The 18,530-nt window shown below is 38.5% G+C and carries 15 protein-coding genes, 1 tRNA gene and 1 riboswitch; of the genes, 6 read left to right on the forward strand and 10 right to left on the reverse strand.

From position 1 onward, the window contains the following. The first annotated feature begins 10 nt into the window (after window positions 1-10). Window positions 11-2,278: a carbamoyltransferase HypF gene (hypF, locus tag ACXVWP_RS08375; protein WP_128787438.1), complete on the forward strand. Its 2,268-nt coding sequence runs from the start codon at window positions 11-13 to the stop codon at window positions 2,276-2,278. Window positions 2,279-2,454: 176 nt separating this feature from the next. Here the strand turns inward: hypF and ACXVWP_RS08380 are convergent, their stop codons facing one another. The 3 genes from ACXVWP_RS08380 to ACXVWP_RS08390 all read right to left on the reverse strand — a co-directional run bounded on the left by ACXVWP_RS08380 (window position 2,455) and on the right by ACXVWP_RS08390 (window position 4,043). After that, window positions 2,455-3,285, reverse strand: a complete 831-nt coding sequence (locus ACXVWP_RS08380) for a hypothetical protein (RefSeq protein WP_128787439.1) — start codon at window positions 3,283-3,285, stop codon at window positions 2,455-2,457. Between the two features lie 116 nt (window positions 3,286-3,401). Further along, window positions 3,402-3,806 carry a hypothetical protein gene (locus ACXVWP_RS08385; protein WP_128787440.1) on the reverse strand — a complete coding sequence of 135 codons (405 nt, stop codon included), beginning with the start codon at window positions 3,804-3,806 and terminating at the stop codon, window positions 3,402-3,404. A gap of 15 nt (window positions 3,807-3,821) precedes the next feature. Beyond that, window positions 3,822-4,043, reverse strand: a complete 222-nt coding sequence (locus ACXVWP_RS08390; RefSeq protein WP_049368124.1) for a helix-turn-helix domain-containing protein — start codon at window positions 4,041-4,043, stop codon at window positions 3,822-3,824. Window positions 4,044-4,252: 209 nt separating this feature from the next. Between ACXVWP_RS08390 and ACXVWP_RS08395 the strand changes: the two genes are divergently transcribed. Next, complete coding sequence (locus ACXVWP_RS08395) at window positions 4,253-4,972, forward strand: helix-turn-helix domain-containing protein (RefSeq protein WP_128787441.1); 720 nt, start codon at window positions 4,253-4,255, stop codon at window positions 4,970-4,972. A gap of 543 nt (window positions 4,973-5,515) precedes the next feature. On the opposite strand, the gene ACXVWP_RS08400 is transcribed toward ACXVWP_RS08395, so the two are convergent. Together ACXVWP_RS08400 and aroG are read right to left on the reverse strand one after the other, a co-directional pair. Then, window positions 5,516-6,433 (reverse strand): LysO family transporter, encoded by a 918-nt coding sequence (locus ACXVWP_RS08400; protein WP_369866779.1) that lies wholly within the window; start codon window positions 6,431-6,433, stop codon window positions 5,516-5,518. A gap of 123 nt (window positions 6,434-6,556) precedes the next feature. Continuing rightward, window positions 6,557-7,648 carry a 3-deoxy-7-phosphoheptulonate synthase AroG gene (aroG, locus tag ACXVWP_RS08405; RefSeq protein ID WP_369866773.1) on the reverse strand — a complete coding sequence of 364 codons (1,092 nt, stop codon included), beginning with the start codon at window positions 7,646-7,648 and terminating at the stop codon, window positions 6,557-6,559. Between the two features lie 414 nt (window positions 7,649-8,062). Here aroG and ACXVWP_RS08410 point away from each other — a divergent pair, with 414 nt between their 5' ends. Then, complete coding sequence (locus ACXVWP_RS08410; RefSeq protein ID WP_128787443.1) at window positions 8,063-9,454, forward strand: DegQ family serine endoprotease; 1,392 nt, start codon at window positions 8,063-8,065, stop codon at window positions 9,452-9,454. 40 nt (window positions 9,455-9,494) lie between these two features. On the opposite strand, the gene uvrB is transcribed toward ACXVWP_RS08410, so the two are convergent. Continuing rightward, a complete protein-coding gene (uvrB, locus tag ACXVWP_RS08415; protein WP_369866774.1) occupies window positions 9,495-11,531 on the reverse strand; it encodes an excinuclease ABC subunit UvrB in 2,037 nt (678 codons plus the stop codon). A gap of 389 nt (window positions 11,532-11,920) precedes the next feature. Here uvrB and ACXVWP_RS08420 point away from each other — a divergent pair. After that, a tRNA-Asn gene (locus tag ACXVWP_RS08420) sits at window positions 11,921-11,996 on the forward strand. Between the two features lie 132 nt (window positions 11,997-12,128). On the opposite strand, the gene ACXVWP_RS08425 is transcribed toward ACXVWP_RS08420, so the two are convergent. From ACXVWP_RS08425 to ACXVWP_RS08435, 3 genes are read right to left on the reverse strand one after another with little or no spacing between them, the layout of a single operon-like run. After that, window positions 12,129-12,902 carry a TIGR01619 family protein gene (locus tag ACXVWP_RS08425; RefSeq protein WP_297569266.1) on the reverse strand — a complete coding sequence of 258 codons (774 nt, stop codon included), beginning with the start codon at window positions 12,900-12,902 and terminating at the stop codon, window positions 12,129-12,131. A 9-nt stretch (window positions 12,903-12,911) separates the two neighbouring features. After that, a complete protein-coding gene (xthA, locus tag ACXVWP_RS08430) occupies window positions 12,912-13,715 on the reverse strand; it encodes an exodeoxyribonuclease III (protein WP_369866775.1) in 804 nt (267 codons plus the stop codon). A gap of 51 nt (window positions 13,716-13,766) precedes the next feature. Next, a complete protein-coding gene (locus tag ACXVWP_RS08435) occupies window positions 13,767-14,459 on the reverse strand; it encodes a TIGR01621 family pseudouridine synthase (RefSeq protein WP_369866776.1) in 693 nt (230 codons plus the stop codon). Between the two features lie 18 nt (window positions 14,460-14,477). Between ACXVWP_RS08435 and cls the strand changes: the two genes are divergently transcribed. Next, window positions 14,478-15,938, forward strand: a complete 1,461-nt coding sequence (gene cls / locus ACXVWP_RS08440; protein WP_369866777.1) for a cardiolipin synthase — start codon at window positions 14,478-14,480, stop codon at window positions 15,936-15,938. A 64-nt stretch (window positions 15,939-16,002) separates the two neighbouring features. Here the strand turns inward: cls and ACXVWP_RS08445 are convergent, their stop codons facing one another. After that, window positions 16,003-17,523, reverse strand: coding sequence for a Na+/H+ antiporter NhaC family protein (locus ACXVWP_RS08445; protein ID WP_297569262.1), 1,521 nt, complete (start codon window positions 17,521-17,523; stop codon window positions 16,003-16,005). A gap of 63 nt (window positions 17,524-17,586) precedes the next feature. Further along, window positions 17,587-17,763: riboswitch (Lysine riboswitch) on the reverse strand. 296 nt (window positions 17,764-18,059) lie between these two features. Here ACXVWP_RS08445 and ACXVWP_RS08450 point away from each other — a divergent pair. Beyond that, complete coding sequence (locus ACXVWP_RS08450) at window positions 18,060-18,464, forward strand: H-NS family histone-like protein (RefSeq protein WP_297569258.1); 405 nt, start codon at window positions 18,060-18,062, stop codon at window positions 18,462-18,464. Window positions 18,465-18,530: the final 66 nt, after the last annotated feature.

Genomic DNA, 18,530 nt, shown 5'->3' on the forward strand with positions numbered 1-18,530 from the left:
GGATTGCGTTATGCAAGGGATCGAATTACGCATAAAAGGAAAGGTTCAAGGCGTGGGATTTCGCCCTTTTGTTTGGCTTCTGGCAAATCAATATAAGTTAAACGGAGATGTAAATAATGATGGGCAAGGCGTATTAATTCGTTTTGTCTCCCCATCAGCAGATGCACTCAAGCAATTTTTGTCCGACCTGCAAAACAAACTCCCGCCGCTAGCGCAAATTACTGACATTACTCAGCGTCCAATAGATTGGCCAGAAGCAACCGCTGTAACGGGCTTTACCATTCGGGAAAGTGAAAACAATCAAATGGACACGCAAATTATTCCAGATGCAGCTACCTGTCCACATTGTTTAGCTGACTTATTCGATCCCAATAACCGACGCTATCATTATCCTTTTACTAACTGCACCCATTGCGGTCCGCGTTTTACCATCATCAAGGCAATTCCTTACGACCGAAAAAACACGGCAATGGCTTCTTTTCCACTTTGTCCACAATGTGAAAAAGAATATAAAGATCCCGCTGATCGTCGTTTTCATGCTCAACCCAATGCTTGTTCTGTTTGCGGCCCCCATATTTGGTTACAAGATCGAGAACAAACGCTTGCTACTCATGAAACTGCGCTAAAACAGACCGCACTTTTATTACAACAAGGTCATATCGTTGCGATTAAAGGCTTAGGCGGTTTTCACCTAGCCTGTGATGCAAATAACCAAAAGTCTGTTGATTTATTACGTCAACGGAAACATCGTCCGACAAAACCATTAGCCATTATGGTGCCTGACCTGCAGTTTTTACAAGATTTAAGTGCCCAAGAAACAGAATTACTAACCAGCAGTGCTGCGCCAATTGTACTTCTTTTAAAACACAAAGTGCCGCATATTGCGAATAACATTGCGCCAAACTTACAGGAAATCGGAGTAATGCTTCCAAGCAACCCACTGCAGCATTTGTTGTTACGAGCGGTTAATCGTCCGCTCGTGATGACGTCTGCAAATGCAAGCGGACATCCTCCTGTATTGAAAAATGAACATGCAGTGGAACAATTAGCTGATTTAGCTGATTTTTATCTTTGTCACAACCGCGATATTCTACAACGTGCCGATGATAGTCTCGTTCGTGTTGCCTTCGATGGATTAGAAACATTGCGTCGCGCTCGTGGCTATGTACCCGATGAAATACCACTTGAAACACAAAGCACGAAGAATGTGTTGGCTTTAGGATCTGATCTGAAAAATACATTCTGCCTGCTACGTCACAATAAAGCCGTACTGAGCCAACATATTGGCGATACAGCAAATGAACAAGTGCGGTCACAATTGAGTGAAAATCTTGCATTATTTCAGCAGATTTATCAATTTAAACCAGACATCATCGCGGTTGATGCTCACCCTGGCTATTTTTCATCTTCCATTGGTCAACAACTTGCCGAACAGCAACAAATCACACCAATAGAAGTACTGCATCATCATGCTCATATTGTCAGCGTGATAGCCGAGCACAATTGTAATGAACCAGTAATTGGTCTTGCTCTAGACGGTATCGGCATGGGCGAAAATGGACAACTTTGGGGAGGCGAATGCCTACTCGTTGACTATCAACATAGTCAATATTTAGGTGGTCTGCCGGCTGTTGCTCTACCAGGCGGTGATCTTGCAGCGAAACAACCTTGGCGCAACTGGCTGGCTCACCTGCATCAATTTGTGCCACAGTGGCAAGAAATACTCACAAAAACTTGTGCTGAACCGAATTGGCAAATACTAGTCAATGCCATTGAGCGCGGACTCAATTGTCCACCTATATCATCTGCTGGTCGTTTATTTGACGCCGTAGCTTATGCTCTCGGTATTGCACCAACCATTGTTTCTTGGGAGGGCGAAGCCGCCTGCCATCTAGAAGTTCTGGCAAATAACTCATCCTTTGCTACACACCCAAAAAGTGCGATCAATATTCCAGTAAAAATGCCGCTTATCGGCAATAAACTGGATTTGGCTTACTTTTGGCAAAGTTGGTTGAATTATCATGCTTCTGTTGAAGATAAAGCCTTCGCCTTTCACTATGCTCTCGCCCAAGGGTTTGCTGAACTTGCTGCAAATCAAGCTCGCAAATACCAATGCCGTACTATCGTGTTATCTGGTGGTGTGATGCATAACCAACTACTACGTCGCTTATTAAAAGAAAATTTGAGCGAATTCCATGTATTAAGTGCGCATAAACTACCGATGGGTGATGGAGGCCTCAGTTTAGGTCAGGCTGTTATTGCCATGCATAGAAACTGATAATTCCTAATATTAAAATATAAGAAAAAGAGTTAATATAAGTTCGCAAAACTTTTTGCATAAAATTGGAATTTATTTTGCATAATCCTGAAACCTTTATGTAAAATGAATCACAAATCAAACTGAAATAAAAACGCCCTTTAAATCATCATTAAAGGGCGTTTAAATTTTAAGTATTAAAACTTATAAACCATGTTATCTTCATACTTGCCGGAATAACTTGCTGAAGCCTTAACAACAACGCGCTCGGAGTTGTAAAAAGCTTCCCAATTATCAACTTTATCCTCTACCATATATTCGATAAAGCGAACAAATTCACTCTTTGTTGAGCTAAAGAATACATAAGGAGGGCGCGTGATGTTGATTAATCGGAGGAAGTCGATTAAATCAAAGTACGTCGCCTGTTTATAGCTTTCCTGGCGGGTGCATAAATATGGCGGGTCTAGAACAAATAATGCTTTAGGGTCGCTGCTAAATTTAGGTAAAAGCGTGTGGAATGACTCGCGCGCAATCTCAAGTCCGTCTAAATATCCATCCGCTTTCGGATAATCAGACTGTCTAACACAATGCCAAAAATCGCGCTGAAATAAGTCGTCCAATGTTGCCACTTGTTGGCCACTAAAAAGAAGCCAGCTTGCCAGGCTATTTAGGTCAATATAACCTTTGAAATTTTGAATGATTTTGATGCATTCTGCCTTACAATCCTTCGTCAATCTTTTGTTTTTTTGCGTAGCGTTATCAACTACCGCGTAAAGCTGTGCGCGAAGTGCATTAATGTCATCAATATGTGCTAATCGTTCAGCATACCCATCAAAATCGTTATAAATTACGCGTGCTTTAGGCTTGAGCTGTTTTGCTACATGGCTTAATAAACCACTCCCGCCAAATGTATCAATGATAGTCCAGCCCTCGCCATCATTCTTAATATTGGCGTTTAACACTTCCTCGAAGCACTTTAAAAACATCCTCTTTTGCCCAACAAACGGTAGTGGTGCTTGTTTAAACATAGTACACTCCGTTTGTTTGTTTGTTTGTTTGTTTGTTTGTTTGTTTGTTTGTCATTATTATCTCTTATAATCATTGACTTATAACAAAATGCGGCCCAAATTGACCGCACTTTGAGTTATAAAATGTTTTTATAATCATATTTTACGATTTCAAAATCTTTGGTCGCATTTAAATCTACCTCGCCTTTTTTAATACGCTCTAACTCGTTTAACATCGCTGTCTTAGCGTCGGCGTAGGCGTCAGGATTAATAACCCCATCTGAACCATATGCATCTCGCTCGAATGGTATGTCGAGTAAAGCTTGCAGTCCATTTTGATTTACTTGAGCCTTCGCACCATACTTATTTAAGTATTTATCATAAGATTTTTCGCGCACACTTTGTAACCAGTTATCTGTTAGCCATTTCGCTAGATACTTATAGATTAGTTCTTCTCTATTTTTTAGCTCTTCACGTTCCTCACGTTCTTTACGCTCACGCTCTTCGCGTTCCTCACGTTCATGAATAAACCATAGTTTCACGATAATCCTTCCTTATTAGTCTAAGTATCTGCTTGGCCATATATCCTTTGGTTCCTTACCTAGTGCATCAGCAATAATCTTTTCCCCCTTTGGATAGCGTTTATCAAACGCATTTCTTAGAGTTGTTTTTGCTAATCCATGCTGAATCCCTAATTGAGCTAATGAAATCCCTTTCTTAATCAATTCAGCTCTAATGTCAGCTCTATGCATATCATTAAATCTTCCTTTTTCTTTCATTTTGTGCGATCCTTAAAAGTTAGTTGTTTGACTACTTGATTAAGTACTTAATCATCTACGATTTAGAATATATATCAAATCATTTTCTTAATCAATAGGTGATTTAATAAAATTTTATAAAATCTTTCTATTCGGTGTTTAAATTATTGATTTTATTTAACTTAATCAGCTGAATCTTTTTAAATTATTTTGATTAAGAAAGGTGATTTATGAAATCATTAGATAAAGTTTGGTTTACTGCCAAAGAACTTGAGGCTTTAAAGCTAAATGGACTGCCATCTCATGCAACAAACATCACAAGGAAAGCTAAAAATGAAAATTGGCTATCTAGAGAAGCTAAAGGTATAAAAGGAGGTGGGTTCGAATACCATATATCTACATTGCCAAAAGAAGCACAGATGTCTTTAGGGCTAAGAGATAGCATTCAATCCATAAAGAGTAATGCATTCAAAGCTATGGAAGAGCACGCTATAAAAGAGAATGGATTTGCTGATTTTAAACAGATGAACAGAGATCACTACGAACCTATTGATGATTTTAGGGGTGTCAGAGTTTCAGCAGGCTTAGGTTTAGAAAATGAAGAACAATATGATTCAGCTTACATAATGGTTGAAAGCTCTTGGTTTCAAAGAACTGGCAATAAATCAAAACATTGTGCAATGTTTACCGTAAAAGGGGAAAGCATGGAGCCTACCTTGAAAGATGGCGAAGAAATCATTGTTGACCGCTCTAAGCGCGAATTAACAGAAGGGAAAATATTTGTACTAAACCACAACGGATCAATGTTGGTAAAGAAAGTACAGTTTACCTACGGTGGAGTAGAGCTAATTAGTGACAACCCATCCTATCGCCCATTAAAACTAGACACAGAAGAAGCAAACAGCCTTGTCGTGATAGGGCAAGTTGTGCGTGGTTATCGGGACTTCTAATATGTCACCGACATCAATGTCGGTAACATCCCAAAAAACAGCATAACAAGTGCTTTCTTAATATTTTAAAACACAACGGCACGGATGCCAGTGTTCCTTTCAAATACCGCCCAATAATGGCGCATTTTCGCTAATTCTACCCATAATTACACACAACAAACCGCTAGATTTCACCCAAACGCACCAAAACAACCATAAATAACCAATAAAAAAGGCAGTTCCCACATAGAACCTGCCTTAAACTCATTTATTAAAAACTTTAAAACCTTTTTAAAATTTTAAAACGGTTTAAAAACCACAAATCCACCGTTCATTTTTATGCAAAATAAAACCCAATTTTCGACCATTTTACAGATTTTCCCACCATTTTCATTTTTTGCATAAATCCGACCAGCAAATCACCCAACCCCGCACCACACAAGCCCTAAGCCAAATTTTTCCCGCCAAATTTTTTCTTTTCCTTTATGCAAATATTGTCACTCCCCCACATTAATCGAAAAATAACGATTAACGCTTTTGTTTTTGTATTTCTTTTTTATCTTTTTATAGCGGAATACTGGAAAAGAAAACCAATAACAATGGTGGCAGAATATTCGTCACAAAGCCGAATGAAATCGCAATTGGCGTGACTTCAATGCCCCCTGCTTTTTGAATAATCGGCAATGTACAATCTATTGCAGTTGCCCCCGTGATTCCAATCGCGGTTGAACGGAAGTGACGCATAAATAATGGAATGACAAATAAACTCACAATTTCACGGGATAAATCATTAAAAAAGGCAATACTACCCTGCACCGGTCCCCACGCATTAGTTAATACCACACTAGATAACGAATACCAGCCCATTCCAGAGGCAAAAGCGAGTCCTTGAGTAATGGGCATCGCTAAAACGAAAGCAGCAACCACGCCACCTAGTAACGAGGTAAACGTAAACACCATCCCTGTTTGGAAACCATGTTTATTGAAAAGTGCTTCTTTTAAGGAAATGCCGTTATTTCTTAGTTGAATACCCACAAAGAAAATCAGCACAATCAATACATATAGATTTATACCTGTAGGCAACATAAGATAGGATTTAAAAAAGAAACCACAAAGAGTACCAAGTACCACTGTGCCCGAAAGCTTGAGAGAATCGATTAAGGAATGCCAACGAGAATCAATTTTACCTTGTGATTTAAGTGGCTCAGCAGGATTAAAACGATCATAAAGCATCAGACCGATCATATTTGAACCCAAAATGATCGCCGATAGCGTCAATGCGGTTGTACCAATAATAGGAAGTTTATGTTCTAAATCATCCAATTGACCAAGTAAATACCCCATTAAGAAAAGGATGATGTAAAGCAAAAACATGACAATATGATTAATCTTTGCGATATAGGATTTATTATTGACCTTCAGTAGATAGCCTAACACCATCGGTACTAAGACAATTAATAAGCCATTTATCATATCCTGCATCATACATCTCCTTTCTTATTCCACTGAGGCTAGCATACCCCTTTTCTCCCCCTTTTTCAAAGCGCATAAAAAAGTGCGGTCAAAATTAACCACACTTTTAATTATCTGAAAAATAAAAAATTATTAGTTATTTACTCGGCGGCGAGCCGCTACGGCATCAGATAACTGTTTTAACACGATTTCTGTATCTTCCCAACCGATGCAAGCATCAGTGATACTTTGTCCGTAAGTATGCGCTTTACCATCGACTAAGTCTTGACGCCCCTCAACGATATGACTTTCTACCATGACACCGAAGATCTGCTTTGAACCACCTGCAATTTGCTGGCAAACATCTTCACAAACATCCATTTGTTTTTTGAATTGTTTGCTACTATTTGCATGGCTAAAATCAACCATGACATGTGGAATACGACCTGATTTTTCGATGTCTGCACAAACTTTTGCAACGTCTTCCGCTTTATAGTTAGGACCTTTATCCCCACCACGTAAAATAATGTGGCAGTCTTCATTTCCTTTTGTTGAAACAATAGCCGAATGACCAAATTTTGTCACAGATAAGAAGTAATGCGAAGCTTCTGCCGCGCCCATTGCATCTAATGCTACTTTTACGCCACCATTTGTGCCATTTTTAAAACCTACCGCACAAGATAAGCCTGAAGCTAATTCACGGTGAACTTGAGATTCAGTTGTTCTCGCACCAATTGCGCCCCAGCTCATGAAATCCGCTACATATTGTGGTGTGATCATATCTAAGAACTCACCTGCTGATGGTACGCCTAAGTTATTGATGTCAGATAATAATTTACGTGCAATACGCAAACCATCATTTAAACGATATGTATCATTTAAATAAGGATCATTAATTAAGCCTTTCCAACCCACTGTTGTACGCGGTTTTTCAAAGTAAACGCGCATCACCACTTCAAGTGTATCTTTATATTCATCACGTAATACTTTTAAACGTTTAGCATAATCTAATGCGGCTTTAGGATCATGAATCGAACAAGGACCAATTACTACAAGTAAACGATCTTCTTTACCATGAATAATATTGTGCGCATGCAAACGGGTTTCATGAACTAAATCTGCCGCTTCTTCACTTGCAGGAAATTTTTCTAATAAGGCAATGGGAGGTAATACCTGATCGACTTTTTCAATTCGGGTATCATCATTTGCAACTTTTACTTCGATTTCTTCTTTCTTCGTCGCCATATGTCACTCTCTAAATCTTAAATGTTGTGTTTCAATCTCATGGCGTTACTCTACACCCATTTTTTGTACTAGTAAACTAGTTCATTTAAATTCATACACTAATTTTATACAATTGCATAAAACTTGTACTCGTTAAGCAATCCTAGTAACTCGTTATTAAACTACCTTTCACCTTATCTGGCAAGGATTTTGGCGTAAAAATAGGTTGTACCTGCTCCATTTAAAATAGATTATTCTTTTATCCTCTAAAATGAATAAATAAATTTAAATAAAATGTGGTCATAAAAAACAATTTCAATTCCAACCGCACTTTTTTAAATATTTTTTAAACTCCCTTGTTTTTACTGAACATTCCCCTCATTTTTTTGTCTGATTGAACACTGATTCAGTCATTTATTTTTACTTGGAGAACTTATGAAGAAAAGAAATTTTGTATTAACCGGTATCGCATTAGGTTTAAGCGTATTTGCGACCTCTTTATCCGCTCAAGCAGCTATTCCGAATGAAATCGTAGAACAAGGCAGCCTTGCGCCAATGTTAGAAAAAGCGCAAGCAGCAGTCGTGACTCTTTCTGTTGAAGGCAAAGCAAAAGCAAACAGCCGTTCAGTATTACCTGATGATATTCCAGAAGAATTTAAATTTTTCTTTGGTGATCAATTTGGCGAACAATTTGGTGGAAACCGTGGCTCATCACGCAACTTCCGTGGTTTAGGTTCTGGCGTGATCATCAATGCAGATAAAGGCTATGTTTTAACTAACAATCACGTGGTAGATGGTGCGGATAAAATTACCGCAAAATTACAAGACGGACGTGAATTCAAAGCAAAACTCGTTGGAAAAGACGAACAATCTGATATCGCTTTAGTACAAATTGAAAAACCAACTAATCTTACTGCTATCAAAATGGCGGACTCCGATAAATTACGTGTCGGTGATTTTACTGTGGCTATCGGTAACCCATTTGGTTTAGGTCAAACTGTAACCTCTGGTATCGTTTCAGCACTTGGCCGCTCTACTGGTTCAGATAGCGGAGCGTATGAAAACTATATTCAAACCGATGCTGCGGTAAACCGTGGTAACTCTGGTGGTGCATTATTGAATTTACGAGGTGAATTAATTGGCATTAATACCGCAATTATTTCTCCAAGTGGCGGTAACGCTGGGATCGCCTTTGCAATTCCAAGCAACCAAGCCAACAATCTCGTTCAACAAATCTTAGAATTTGGTGAAGTACGCCGTGGTTTACTCGGTATTAAAGGTGGCGAATTAAATGCAGACTTGGCAAAAGTCTTTAATGTCAGTGCGCAACAAGGTGCTTTTGTGAGTGAAGTCATTCCAAATTCTGCTGCCGAAAAAGCGGGCTTAAAAGCGGGTGATGTGATTACCGCAATGAATGGTCAAAAAATCTCAAGCTTTGCCGAAATGCGTGCAAAAATCGCGACTTCTGGTGTTGGTAAAGAAATTGAGCTCACTTACTTACGAGATGGTAAAACTGAAAACGTAAAAGTGACCTTGCAAGCAGACGATGGTACACCAACAACAAGTAAAACCGAACTTCCTGCATTAGACGGTGCAACCTTAAACAACTATGATGTAAAAGGCGTGAAAGGTGTGGAAATTAGCAAAGTACAGCCAAATTCAATGGCAGCACAACGCGGCTTAAAATCAGGTGATATCATCATCGGCATCAACCGTCAGCCAATTGAAAGCATACAAGACTTACGCAAAGCGCTAGATGAAAAACCATCTGCCATTGCACTTAATATCTTACGTGGTCAAAACAACTTCTACTTATTAGTGCAATAAAATGAAAGAGCGGTCAATTTGATTTGACCGCTCTTTTACTTTATTCCGATATCATAAACTGCTCCCTTAATTGATGAAGCTGATCGCGTACTGCGGCGGCTTTTTCAAACTCGAGATCTTGAGCAAATTTATACATTTGTTGTTCCAATTTCTTAATTTGTTGTTGGTATTCTTTGGCGGATTTAGGTGTATTGTAAAGTGCGGTCGGTTCAGCTGCCGTTTTTCCACGCTGTTTCAATTTAGCTTTTTGATTTGCACCTTGACCAATATCTAATAACTCGCCGACTTTCTTATTCAATGCCTGTGGAACAATGCCCTTTTCTTCATTGTATTTCATTTGTTTTTCACGACGGCGATTCGTTTCGGTAATGGCTTTTTCCATAGATTTAGTAATGCTATCTGCATACAAAATCGCTTTACCGTTCAAGTTTCGAGCGGCTCGACCGATGGTTTGGATTAAAGAACGCTCAGAACGCAAGAAACCTTCTTTATCGGCATCTAAAATGGCGACAAGAGAAACTTCTGGAATATCTAAACCCTCACGTAATAAGTTGATACCGACTAACACATCAAACTCGCCTAAACGTAAATCACGAATAATCTCTACACGCTCAACAGTATCAATATCTGAATGCAGATAACGTACACGAATGCCGTGTTCGTCTAAGTAATCCGTTAAATCTTCCGCCATTTTCTTCGTCAGCGTGGTGACTAAAACACGCTCATTTTTATCCGCTCTTTGACGCGCTTCAGACAGCAAATCATCTACTTGAATGGATACTGGACGAATTTCAATTTGTGGATCGAGCAAGCCCGTTGGACGTACCACCTGATCGACTATTTCACTGCCCGATTTTTCTAACTCATAAGGACCTGGTGTTGCGGAAACGTAAATCGTCTGCGGCGCTAAACGTTCAAACTCTTCAAAGCGTAATGGACGATTATCCAATGCTGAAGGCAAACGAAAACCATATTCCACCAAAGTTTCTTTACGAGAACGGTCTCCGCGATACATCCCGCCAATTTGCGGCACTGTCACGTGTGATTCATCAATAATCAAAATCGCATCAGACGGCATATAATCAAATAATGTCGGAGGCGGTTCGCCTTCATTTCTGCCTGAAAGATAGCGTGAATAGTTTTCGATGCCTGAGCAATAGCCGAGCTCATTCATCATCTCAATGTCAAATTGCGTACGTTGGGTTATACGCTGCTCTTCTAGTAATTTATGTTCTTTGATGAAATATTCACGGCGTTGCACAAGCTCCGCTTTGATTTTTTCAATCGCATCTAAAATACGTTCTCTTGGTGTGACATAGTGAGTTTTTGGATACACCGTAAAACGCGGAACTGCGCCAAAACTTGTGCCAGTTAAAGGATCAAATAAACTTAAACGTTCAATTTCATCATCAAATAATTCAATTCGTACCGCTCGATCGTCAGATTCAGCAGGAAAAATATCAATCACTTCGCCACGCACTCGGAATGTACCACGCTGAAAGGCTTGATCGTTTCTGGTATATTGTAATTCCGCTAACTTCGCTAAAATCTGACGTTGATCGATAATGGCACCTTGCTGTAAATGTAACATCATTTTTAAATAGCTATCAGGATCCCCCAAACCATAAATCGCTGATACGGACGCCACTACGATAGTATCTCGACGTTCTAAGAACGACTTTGTGGCAGAAAGACGCATCTGTTCAATCTGATCATTAATAGAAGCATCTTTCTCAATAAAGGTATCACTACTCGGTACATAAGCTTCCGGCTGATAATAATCATAGTATGAAACGAAATACTCCACTGCATTTTCAGGAAAGAATGCTTTCATTTCTGCATAAAGCTGAGCAGCGAGGGTTTTATTTGGGGCAAGTAGCATCGCTGGGCGATTTAATGTCGCTATGACATTTGCAATGGTAAATGTTTTACCTGACCCCGTTACTCCTAGAAGTGTTTGATGTGCCAAACCATCCTCTAAATTTTCGACTAATTTTTCGATTGCTTGGGGCTGATCGCCAGAAGGTTGAAAATCGGAATGAAGGATAAAAGGCTTAGTATTAATTTTCTCTACCATAAGTGCTGTTAATTTTTTAGCTATTTTAGAAGTGTAGCTATTTTAGCACATTTATTACTCCATTTTGAGCAATAAAAATCCAAGTTTTACACATACTTAGACCTGTCAAGCCTTAAGCACTTCAAAATTGAAAAATATTTCATTTTTTTTGCTGGACTTTATGCAACATATTGATATTAAAAAAAATATTTACTTATGGCTAATAGGTGAACAATTTAAGGAAAAGCCAGTCCGCACAAGTGGTTAAGCATTTTAAACAAAAACAATCCACAAAGTTATCCACAGGCTTTGTGGATAGAAAAACTCTCACTTTTTTGTCATTTTTTTTATTGACAAACATCGCTTCAATCATTAAAATGCGCGCCTATTCTTTGTGATACTAAGTTTATTCCTCCTTAGTTCAGTCGGTAGAACGGTGGACTGTTAATCCATATGTCGCAGGTTCGAGTCCCGCAGGAGGAGCCAACTTTCTCTTTTGGTTTAGCTTTCGTTTGTCTCCTTTTACGAATCCTAAATTAGTAGCCAAAAGAATTTAAGCCTATCGTATTGATGGGCTTTATTTTTATCTAATCTATACTGATTTAATGAATTATCGCACTAATTTAATGCTGAACGATCAGCGATTAAATTATCGCACTCCCAGCCGATATAATCGCCTGAAAATTCTATGGCTAGTTTTTCAAAGCGCTCTACCCACTGGAAGATCTCATTGCTATCTAATGAAAGCTCTTGCTCTAATTTCACCATAAAGTAAGGTTCTTCATCTTCTTCTGTTTGAATGGCTTGGCTAGAATATTTCAACGTATTAAAAGAGATTTGTCCGAGCGTTAATTCATCCATAAAGGGAAACATTTTCTCTTCTTCATCAAAATGGAAAGTATGTTCGATTAAATAAGTATCACTTAAATTACGCCCTTTGCTATTCAGCATGCTCAAAATTTCTTCTGTCGCATTTAATTTCATTTCTAATGGTGAAGCCAATAAGAAATCGAAATAGGTATCCCAATTAGGATCATTCTGTACGTTGATTTCTGAAACAAAATCAAGCTGTTGAAGGGTTTCTTTAAGCAAAATATCATGTTCACAATAGAAATGCATTTTTGCCTGATGGTTGCAAATAAAGTGCCCAGCAAAAAAAACATTCGGAAGTGCGGTCAATTGAGCAAGAACTTTAAAAAGACGATTAATCAATTTTTCATATTCGTCTTCATTCGGCAAACCGTCCTCATCACCTTGATAAGACACGGTAAATTGCACTACTTTACTAAGATGTTTACCATGGTAAACATCTAAATCTTCAATATTTGCAGTAAACACAGCAGGCATACCATTCACTTGTGAACGATAATTCTGCCAATTTGCCATATCCATTTTGCTTCCCTATTTAAATTCTGCCCAAATTGGAGCGTGATCTGACGGTTTTTCCATCGCTCGAATATCTAATGCAATACCAACATCAATACAACGCTCTGCTAATTGACGGTTCACTAAAATATGATCAATACGTAATCCACGATTGTCATCAAAACCTTTTGAGCGATAATCAAACCACGAGAACTTGTCATTGACTGTTGGGTTTAATTTACGGAACGTATCTTCCAAGCCATAATCGTATAAACGTTGATACCATTCACGCTCTTCGGGTAAAAAAGAACATTTGCCGGTACGCAACCAACGCTTGCGGTTTTCATCGCCAATGCCAATATCTAAATCGCTTGGGCTAATATTCATATCACCCATAATTAAAACAGGGTTTACTTTATCGTGATCTTGTTCTAAATAGCGTTGAAGATCGGCATAAAACTTTTCTTTTGCTGGAAACTTGGTTTCATGTGCACGACTTTCGCCTTGTGGGAAATAGCCATTGATTACCGTTAACAAACCAAATGGCGTTTCTAAATCTGCCATAATAATGCGTTTTTGTGCATCTTCATTATCTGTTGGAAAACCACAACGCACCGCTTTGGGTTCTTGTTTGATTAACAGTGCTACACCGTAATGCCCTTTTTGCCCATGGTGAAAAACGTGATACCCCAGATTGTCGGTAATTACATAAGGAAAATCTTCATCCGCGACTTTAATTTCTTGTAAACCAATCACATCCGGTTGGTATTTTTCAATAATTGCTTCAAGCTGATGAGGGCGGGCACGTAAACCATTAATATTAAAAGAGATAAATTTCATTTTTGTTCCTAATGTGAAAAATTGTGGCTATTATACAAAATAATTGAAATCTTAACCGCACTTTTCCTGTTCAGTTGACTCAGCATGCTCTGAGCCAAATTTTTGAATCTGAGATTGGACGCTCTCACGATGCCACAACTCTCCTTCTTTCGGAGGGGTAAACACATCAAATGCTTTACCTTTAAATTCAAATTGCAATCTTGCAGCATGTAAATAAGTGCGGTCAATTTTTTCCGTCTTTTTGCCATAAAGCGCATCGCCTAAAATGGGACTAGCTAAGCTTTTCATCGCAACACGTAATTGATGAATTTTGCCTGTTTGTGGCTTTAAAATAAATAATCGTAAATTAGGCTCACAACTTACACTTTCAAAACGAGTAATAGCAGGATTTTCTTTCGATTGGCAGAGTTTCCAGGCTCCGTTCCTGGCTTTTTGCATATCCCCTACAATCAATCCTTGTTTCTTTTTGGGTTTCTGATTGCTAAGAGCGAGATAAGTTTTTTGAATATGGTGTTCAGAAAAAAGTCGGAAAAATTCAGCCGCACTTTCGGCGTTTAATGCTAAAATGAGTAAACCTGATGTCACTTTATCTAACCGATGTACAAGCCAAACTTGTGACACGCCAAGCTGCTCAGCAAGCAAAGTGGTTAAACCAATTTCGCTTTGATCTTTATGCACGCTCAGACCACAAGGCTTGTAAATAATGATAAAATCATCAGTCTGATAAACAATGTCTAATTTCATAAGTGTGGTTAAAATTTAATGAATTTTGAACATATTATACTGGTTTATATTATTCCCGTGTTAATTTGGGTGGCGGTTATTTCTGTCACCTTGCGGTTGCTCGTCAAAAAACAAGCGGTTTCCGCTACGTTGTCATGGCTGATGATTATTTACCTCGTGCCGCTGATTGGTGTCATTGCCTATTTAATTTTTGGTGAAGTGAAACTCGGTGCTCGCCGTGCCAAAGCATTTCAGTTGTTAAAACCTAAATACATCAAATGGCTTAATCTGCTTTCAGAGCAAAAAGATGTGGTCACTCACTCTAAAGACCCACGTTATCGTGCTTTATTTAAATTAGTCCACCAACGCTTAGGCATTCCGAATATTCGAGGAAATGAATTACATATTCTCGATACCCCGGAAACCATTATTCGAAGTATCATCGGTGATATTCAACAAGCTCGCCATTCCATTAATATGGTCTTTTATATTTGGAGTAATGATGGGTTAATTAATGAGGTTAAACAAGCGTTAGAAGAAGCTGTGCAACGTGGCGTAAAAGTTTGTCTTTTACTGGATTCCGTTGGTAGTAGAGCCTTTCTTAAAAGTGTTATTTGTAAAGCAATGCGAGCGAAAGGCATTGAGATTACAGAAGCGCTACACGTAAACTTATTCCGTATGTTCTTCAACCGAATTGATTTACGCCAACACCGTAAAATTATCGTCATTGATAATCAAATTGCCTATACAGGTAGTATGAATATGGTGGACCCTAATTTCTTCAAACAAGAAAGTAATGTGGGCAATTGGGTAGATATAATGGTGCGAATTAATGGTCCTGTTTCGCCGATTTTAAACAGCCTACACGCTTGGGATTGGGAAATTGAAACGACGGAAGAATTACCGCTTTTATTACCAAACTGCCCGATTATGGAAATTGACGATAACGACACGCATTCAGTGCAAGTCATTGCGAGTGGACCCGCTTTTCCTGATGATCTAATCGCTCAATCTCTTGCTACCGCCATTTATGCAGCAAGGGAAAGTATTGTTATCACCTCGCCTTACTTTGTACCAAGTCACAATATCGCTGAAGCATTACGTATTGCCGCATTCCGTGGCGTTGATATCACGCTTATTTTACCGAAACAAAATGATTCCCTAATGGTTCGCTGGGCAAGCCGTACCTTCTTTGATGATTTGCTAGAAGCGGGAGTAAAAATTTATCATTTTGAGGCGGGGCTTCTGCATACAAAAAGTATACTGATTGATAATAAACTTGCACTTGTTGGTACAGTAAATATGGATTTGCGTAGTTTTTTACTTAATTTTGAAATCACCATTGTCGTCGAAGATCGTAATTTTGCGAATGAAGTCGCAACACTCCACGAAAATTACTTAGCGAATTCATCTAAACTCGATATGCAAGAATGGCTTAATCGCCCTCTCTATCATCGAATTATCGAACGATTGTTTTTCTTGTTTAGTCCATTATTATAATTTTGATAATGAATGCAAAAAGGGCGTACTGCATAGTACGCCCCTTTCTTCTTTTACTTATTGATTAACGTTTTTTCACGATAAACACTAAAGCAACTAATACTGCTGCAGTTGCTACAAATCCCGCTAAACCTGATTTTGTAAAACCAACTACAATGTAACCGACAGCACTTGCTGTTGCTACTGTTGCCGCATACGGTAATTGTGTGGTGACGTGATCCATATGGTTACATTTCGCCCCAGTTGATGACAAAATCGTCGTATCAGAAACCGGTGAACAATGGTCCCCACATACTGCACCAGCCATTACGGCTGAAAGACAAGGGAGTAATAACTCTGGTGCTGAATTGGTCGCCATTGCTGCTGCGATTGGCAACATAATCCCGAATGTTCCCCAACTTGTCCCTGTTGAGAACGCCATTGCCGCACCAAGTACAAATAAAAGAACAGGTAAAAATTGAACAGGAATGCTACCACTCACTAAAGAAGATAAGTATTTACCTGTTTGTGCATCACCTACTACTTTATTAATTGTCCAAGCAAAGAATAAAATGGCAATTGCCCCTAACATCGATTTAATACCAACAATCCAGGCTTTTCCATATTCTTGTAAAGAAACTTGACGCTCAAGGATAATCAATAATGTTGACATTGCAACCGCACTTGAACCACCTACAACCAGTGATATTCCCACCGTTGTATTCTCAAAGGCACCTAAGATACTAAATGGTTTTCCATCAGCAGTTAAAGCTTCACTCCCCGTGTGGATCATCATAAATACAGTCACCACAATTAAAACCACAATCGGTAAAATTAAATTACGAACTTTACCTTTTACACCTTCAATGACTTCTTCTTTATAATCACGCTCCATGGCTAATTTTTCATGGCGAGCCATCGCCGCAATATCAAATGAGAAATAAGCAACAAAGAACACCATTAATAATGAGAAGATCGCATAGTAATTCATTGAACTCATGGCAACGAATGCACTCATTGGCGTATAAGATGTAATAGAATAGGTTGCCAATAAACCGGCTACGAGAGTAATAATATATGCTCCCCAGCTAGATACTGGCATCATGACACACATAGGTGCGGCCGTTGAGTCAAGAATATACGCTAATTTAGCACGAGAAACTTTAAAACGATCGGTGACTGGACGAGCAATTGCCCCCACAGCAAGACTATGGAAATAATCATCAATAAATGTCACAAATACTAAAGATGCGGCTAATAATTTTGCACCACGACGACCTTTAATCTTCTTTTGAGCCCATTCAGCAAAAGCACGATTGCTACCTGATACCGTTAAAAGTGCGGTCAATACGCCAAGTAAAACGAGGAAAAACACGATATTCATATTTGAATTCATGCCATTTTCGTCACTATAAACTAACGCAACAACATTATCTTTTAAATAAATAAGCGCATCCAATGGATGGAAGTCAACCAACATTAACGTCCCAACAATAATCCCTGCGCTTAGAGAAACCAGAACCCGACGCGTTGCAATCGCTAAAACAATCGCAAGAAATGCGGGTATAACTGAATAAATAGATGAAGAATAATCAATTAGTTCCATTAAGTTATACCTATAAATTAATGGAGACAACGGCAAGAAAAGATACAATCAAGTATAACCAGACCGAACCGTAGCGCTCCATAGTTAATACATAAAACTATGACAGTCACGTTCCTTTCGAACACGCAACCAACCGAATAAAATGACTTTTATTCGATTTCGGCAACCACTCCTTTCCTTTCTCTTCAACGTTATCCACTCTAAGAAAATACTTATAGTAATCGCACCTCTACTGTTGTATAGGATATAGAAAGATTACATTAAAACAGATAATATTACCAATAAAATCTTATGTTTTTTCCTAGATCTATTGTTTTATTTACCATTACTTATAAGATTGTTACGTGTTTGTTAAGAAATTTAACCTCTATATGAGGAAAACAATATAAGAATAATTCAATTGATAATATAAATATGATGACATTCGACTAATTAATTATTGTATTTTTGTTAATTCATATTTACCAAATATATTATTTTCGCTATCATATGTTTTGAAAATAATTAAGCATTCACACACGTAAAAAGAGGTAGTAATGAACGAATTAACAAAAGGTTTAACTAATCTTCGTAGCTTGCGCGCAGCTATACGCGATTTAACATTAGAGCAAGCTGAAAATTCACTTTTAAAATTACAAGCTGCTGTTGAAGAAAAACGCGCTCAAGCCGCTGAAATTAAACAAGCTGAACAAGAACGTCGTGCTCGTATTGCCAAATATAAAGAGTTAATTAAACAAGAAGGTATCACGGCAGAAGAATTAACGGCAATTATTGGTATTGCCCCAGCTTCAATTCGTAAAAAACGTGAACCTCGTCCAGCAAAATACAAATATACTGATGAAACAGGTCAAGAAAGAACCTGGACTGGCCAAGGTCGTACACCTCGTGTGATTCAAAAGGCCTTGGATAAAGGTGTATCTTTAGCTTCTTTCGAAATCTAATTTCATTATCAACTATGTAGAACCCATTTTTATGGGTTCTCTTTTTTTATTTACCTTGCAAAATAT

This window comes from Haemophilus sp. SZY H56 (assembly GCF_054332415.1).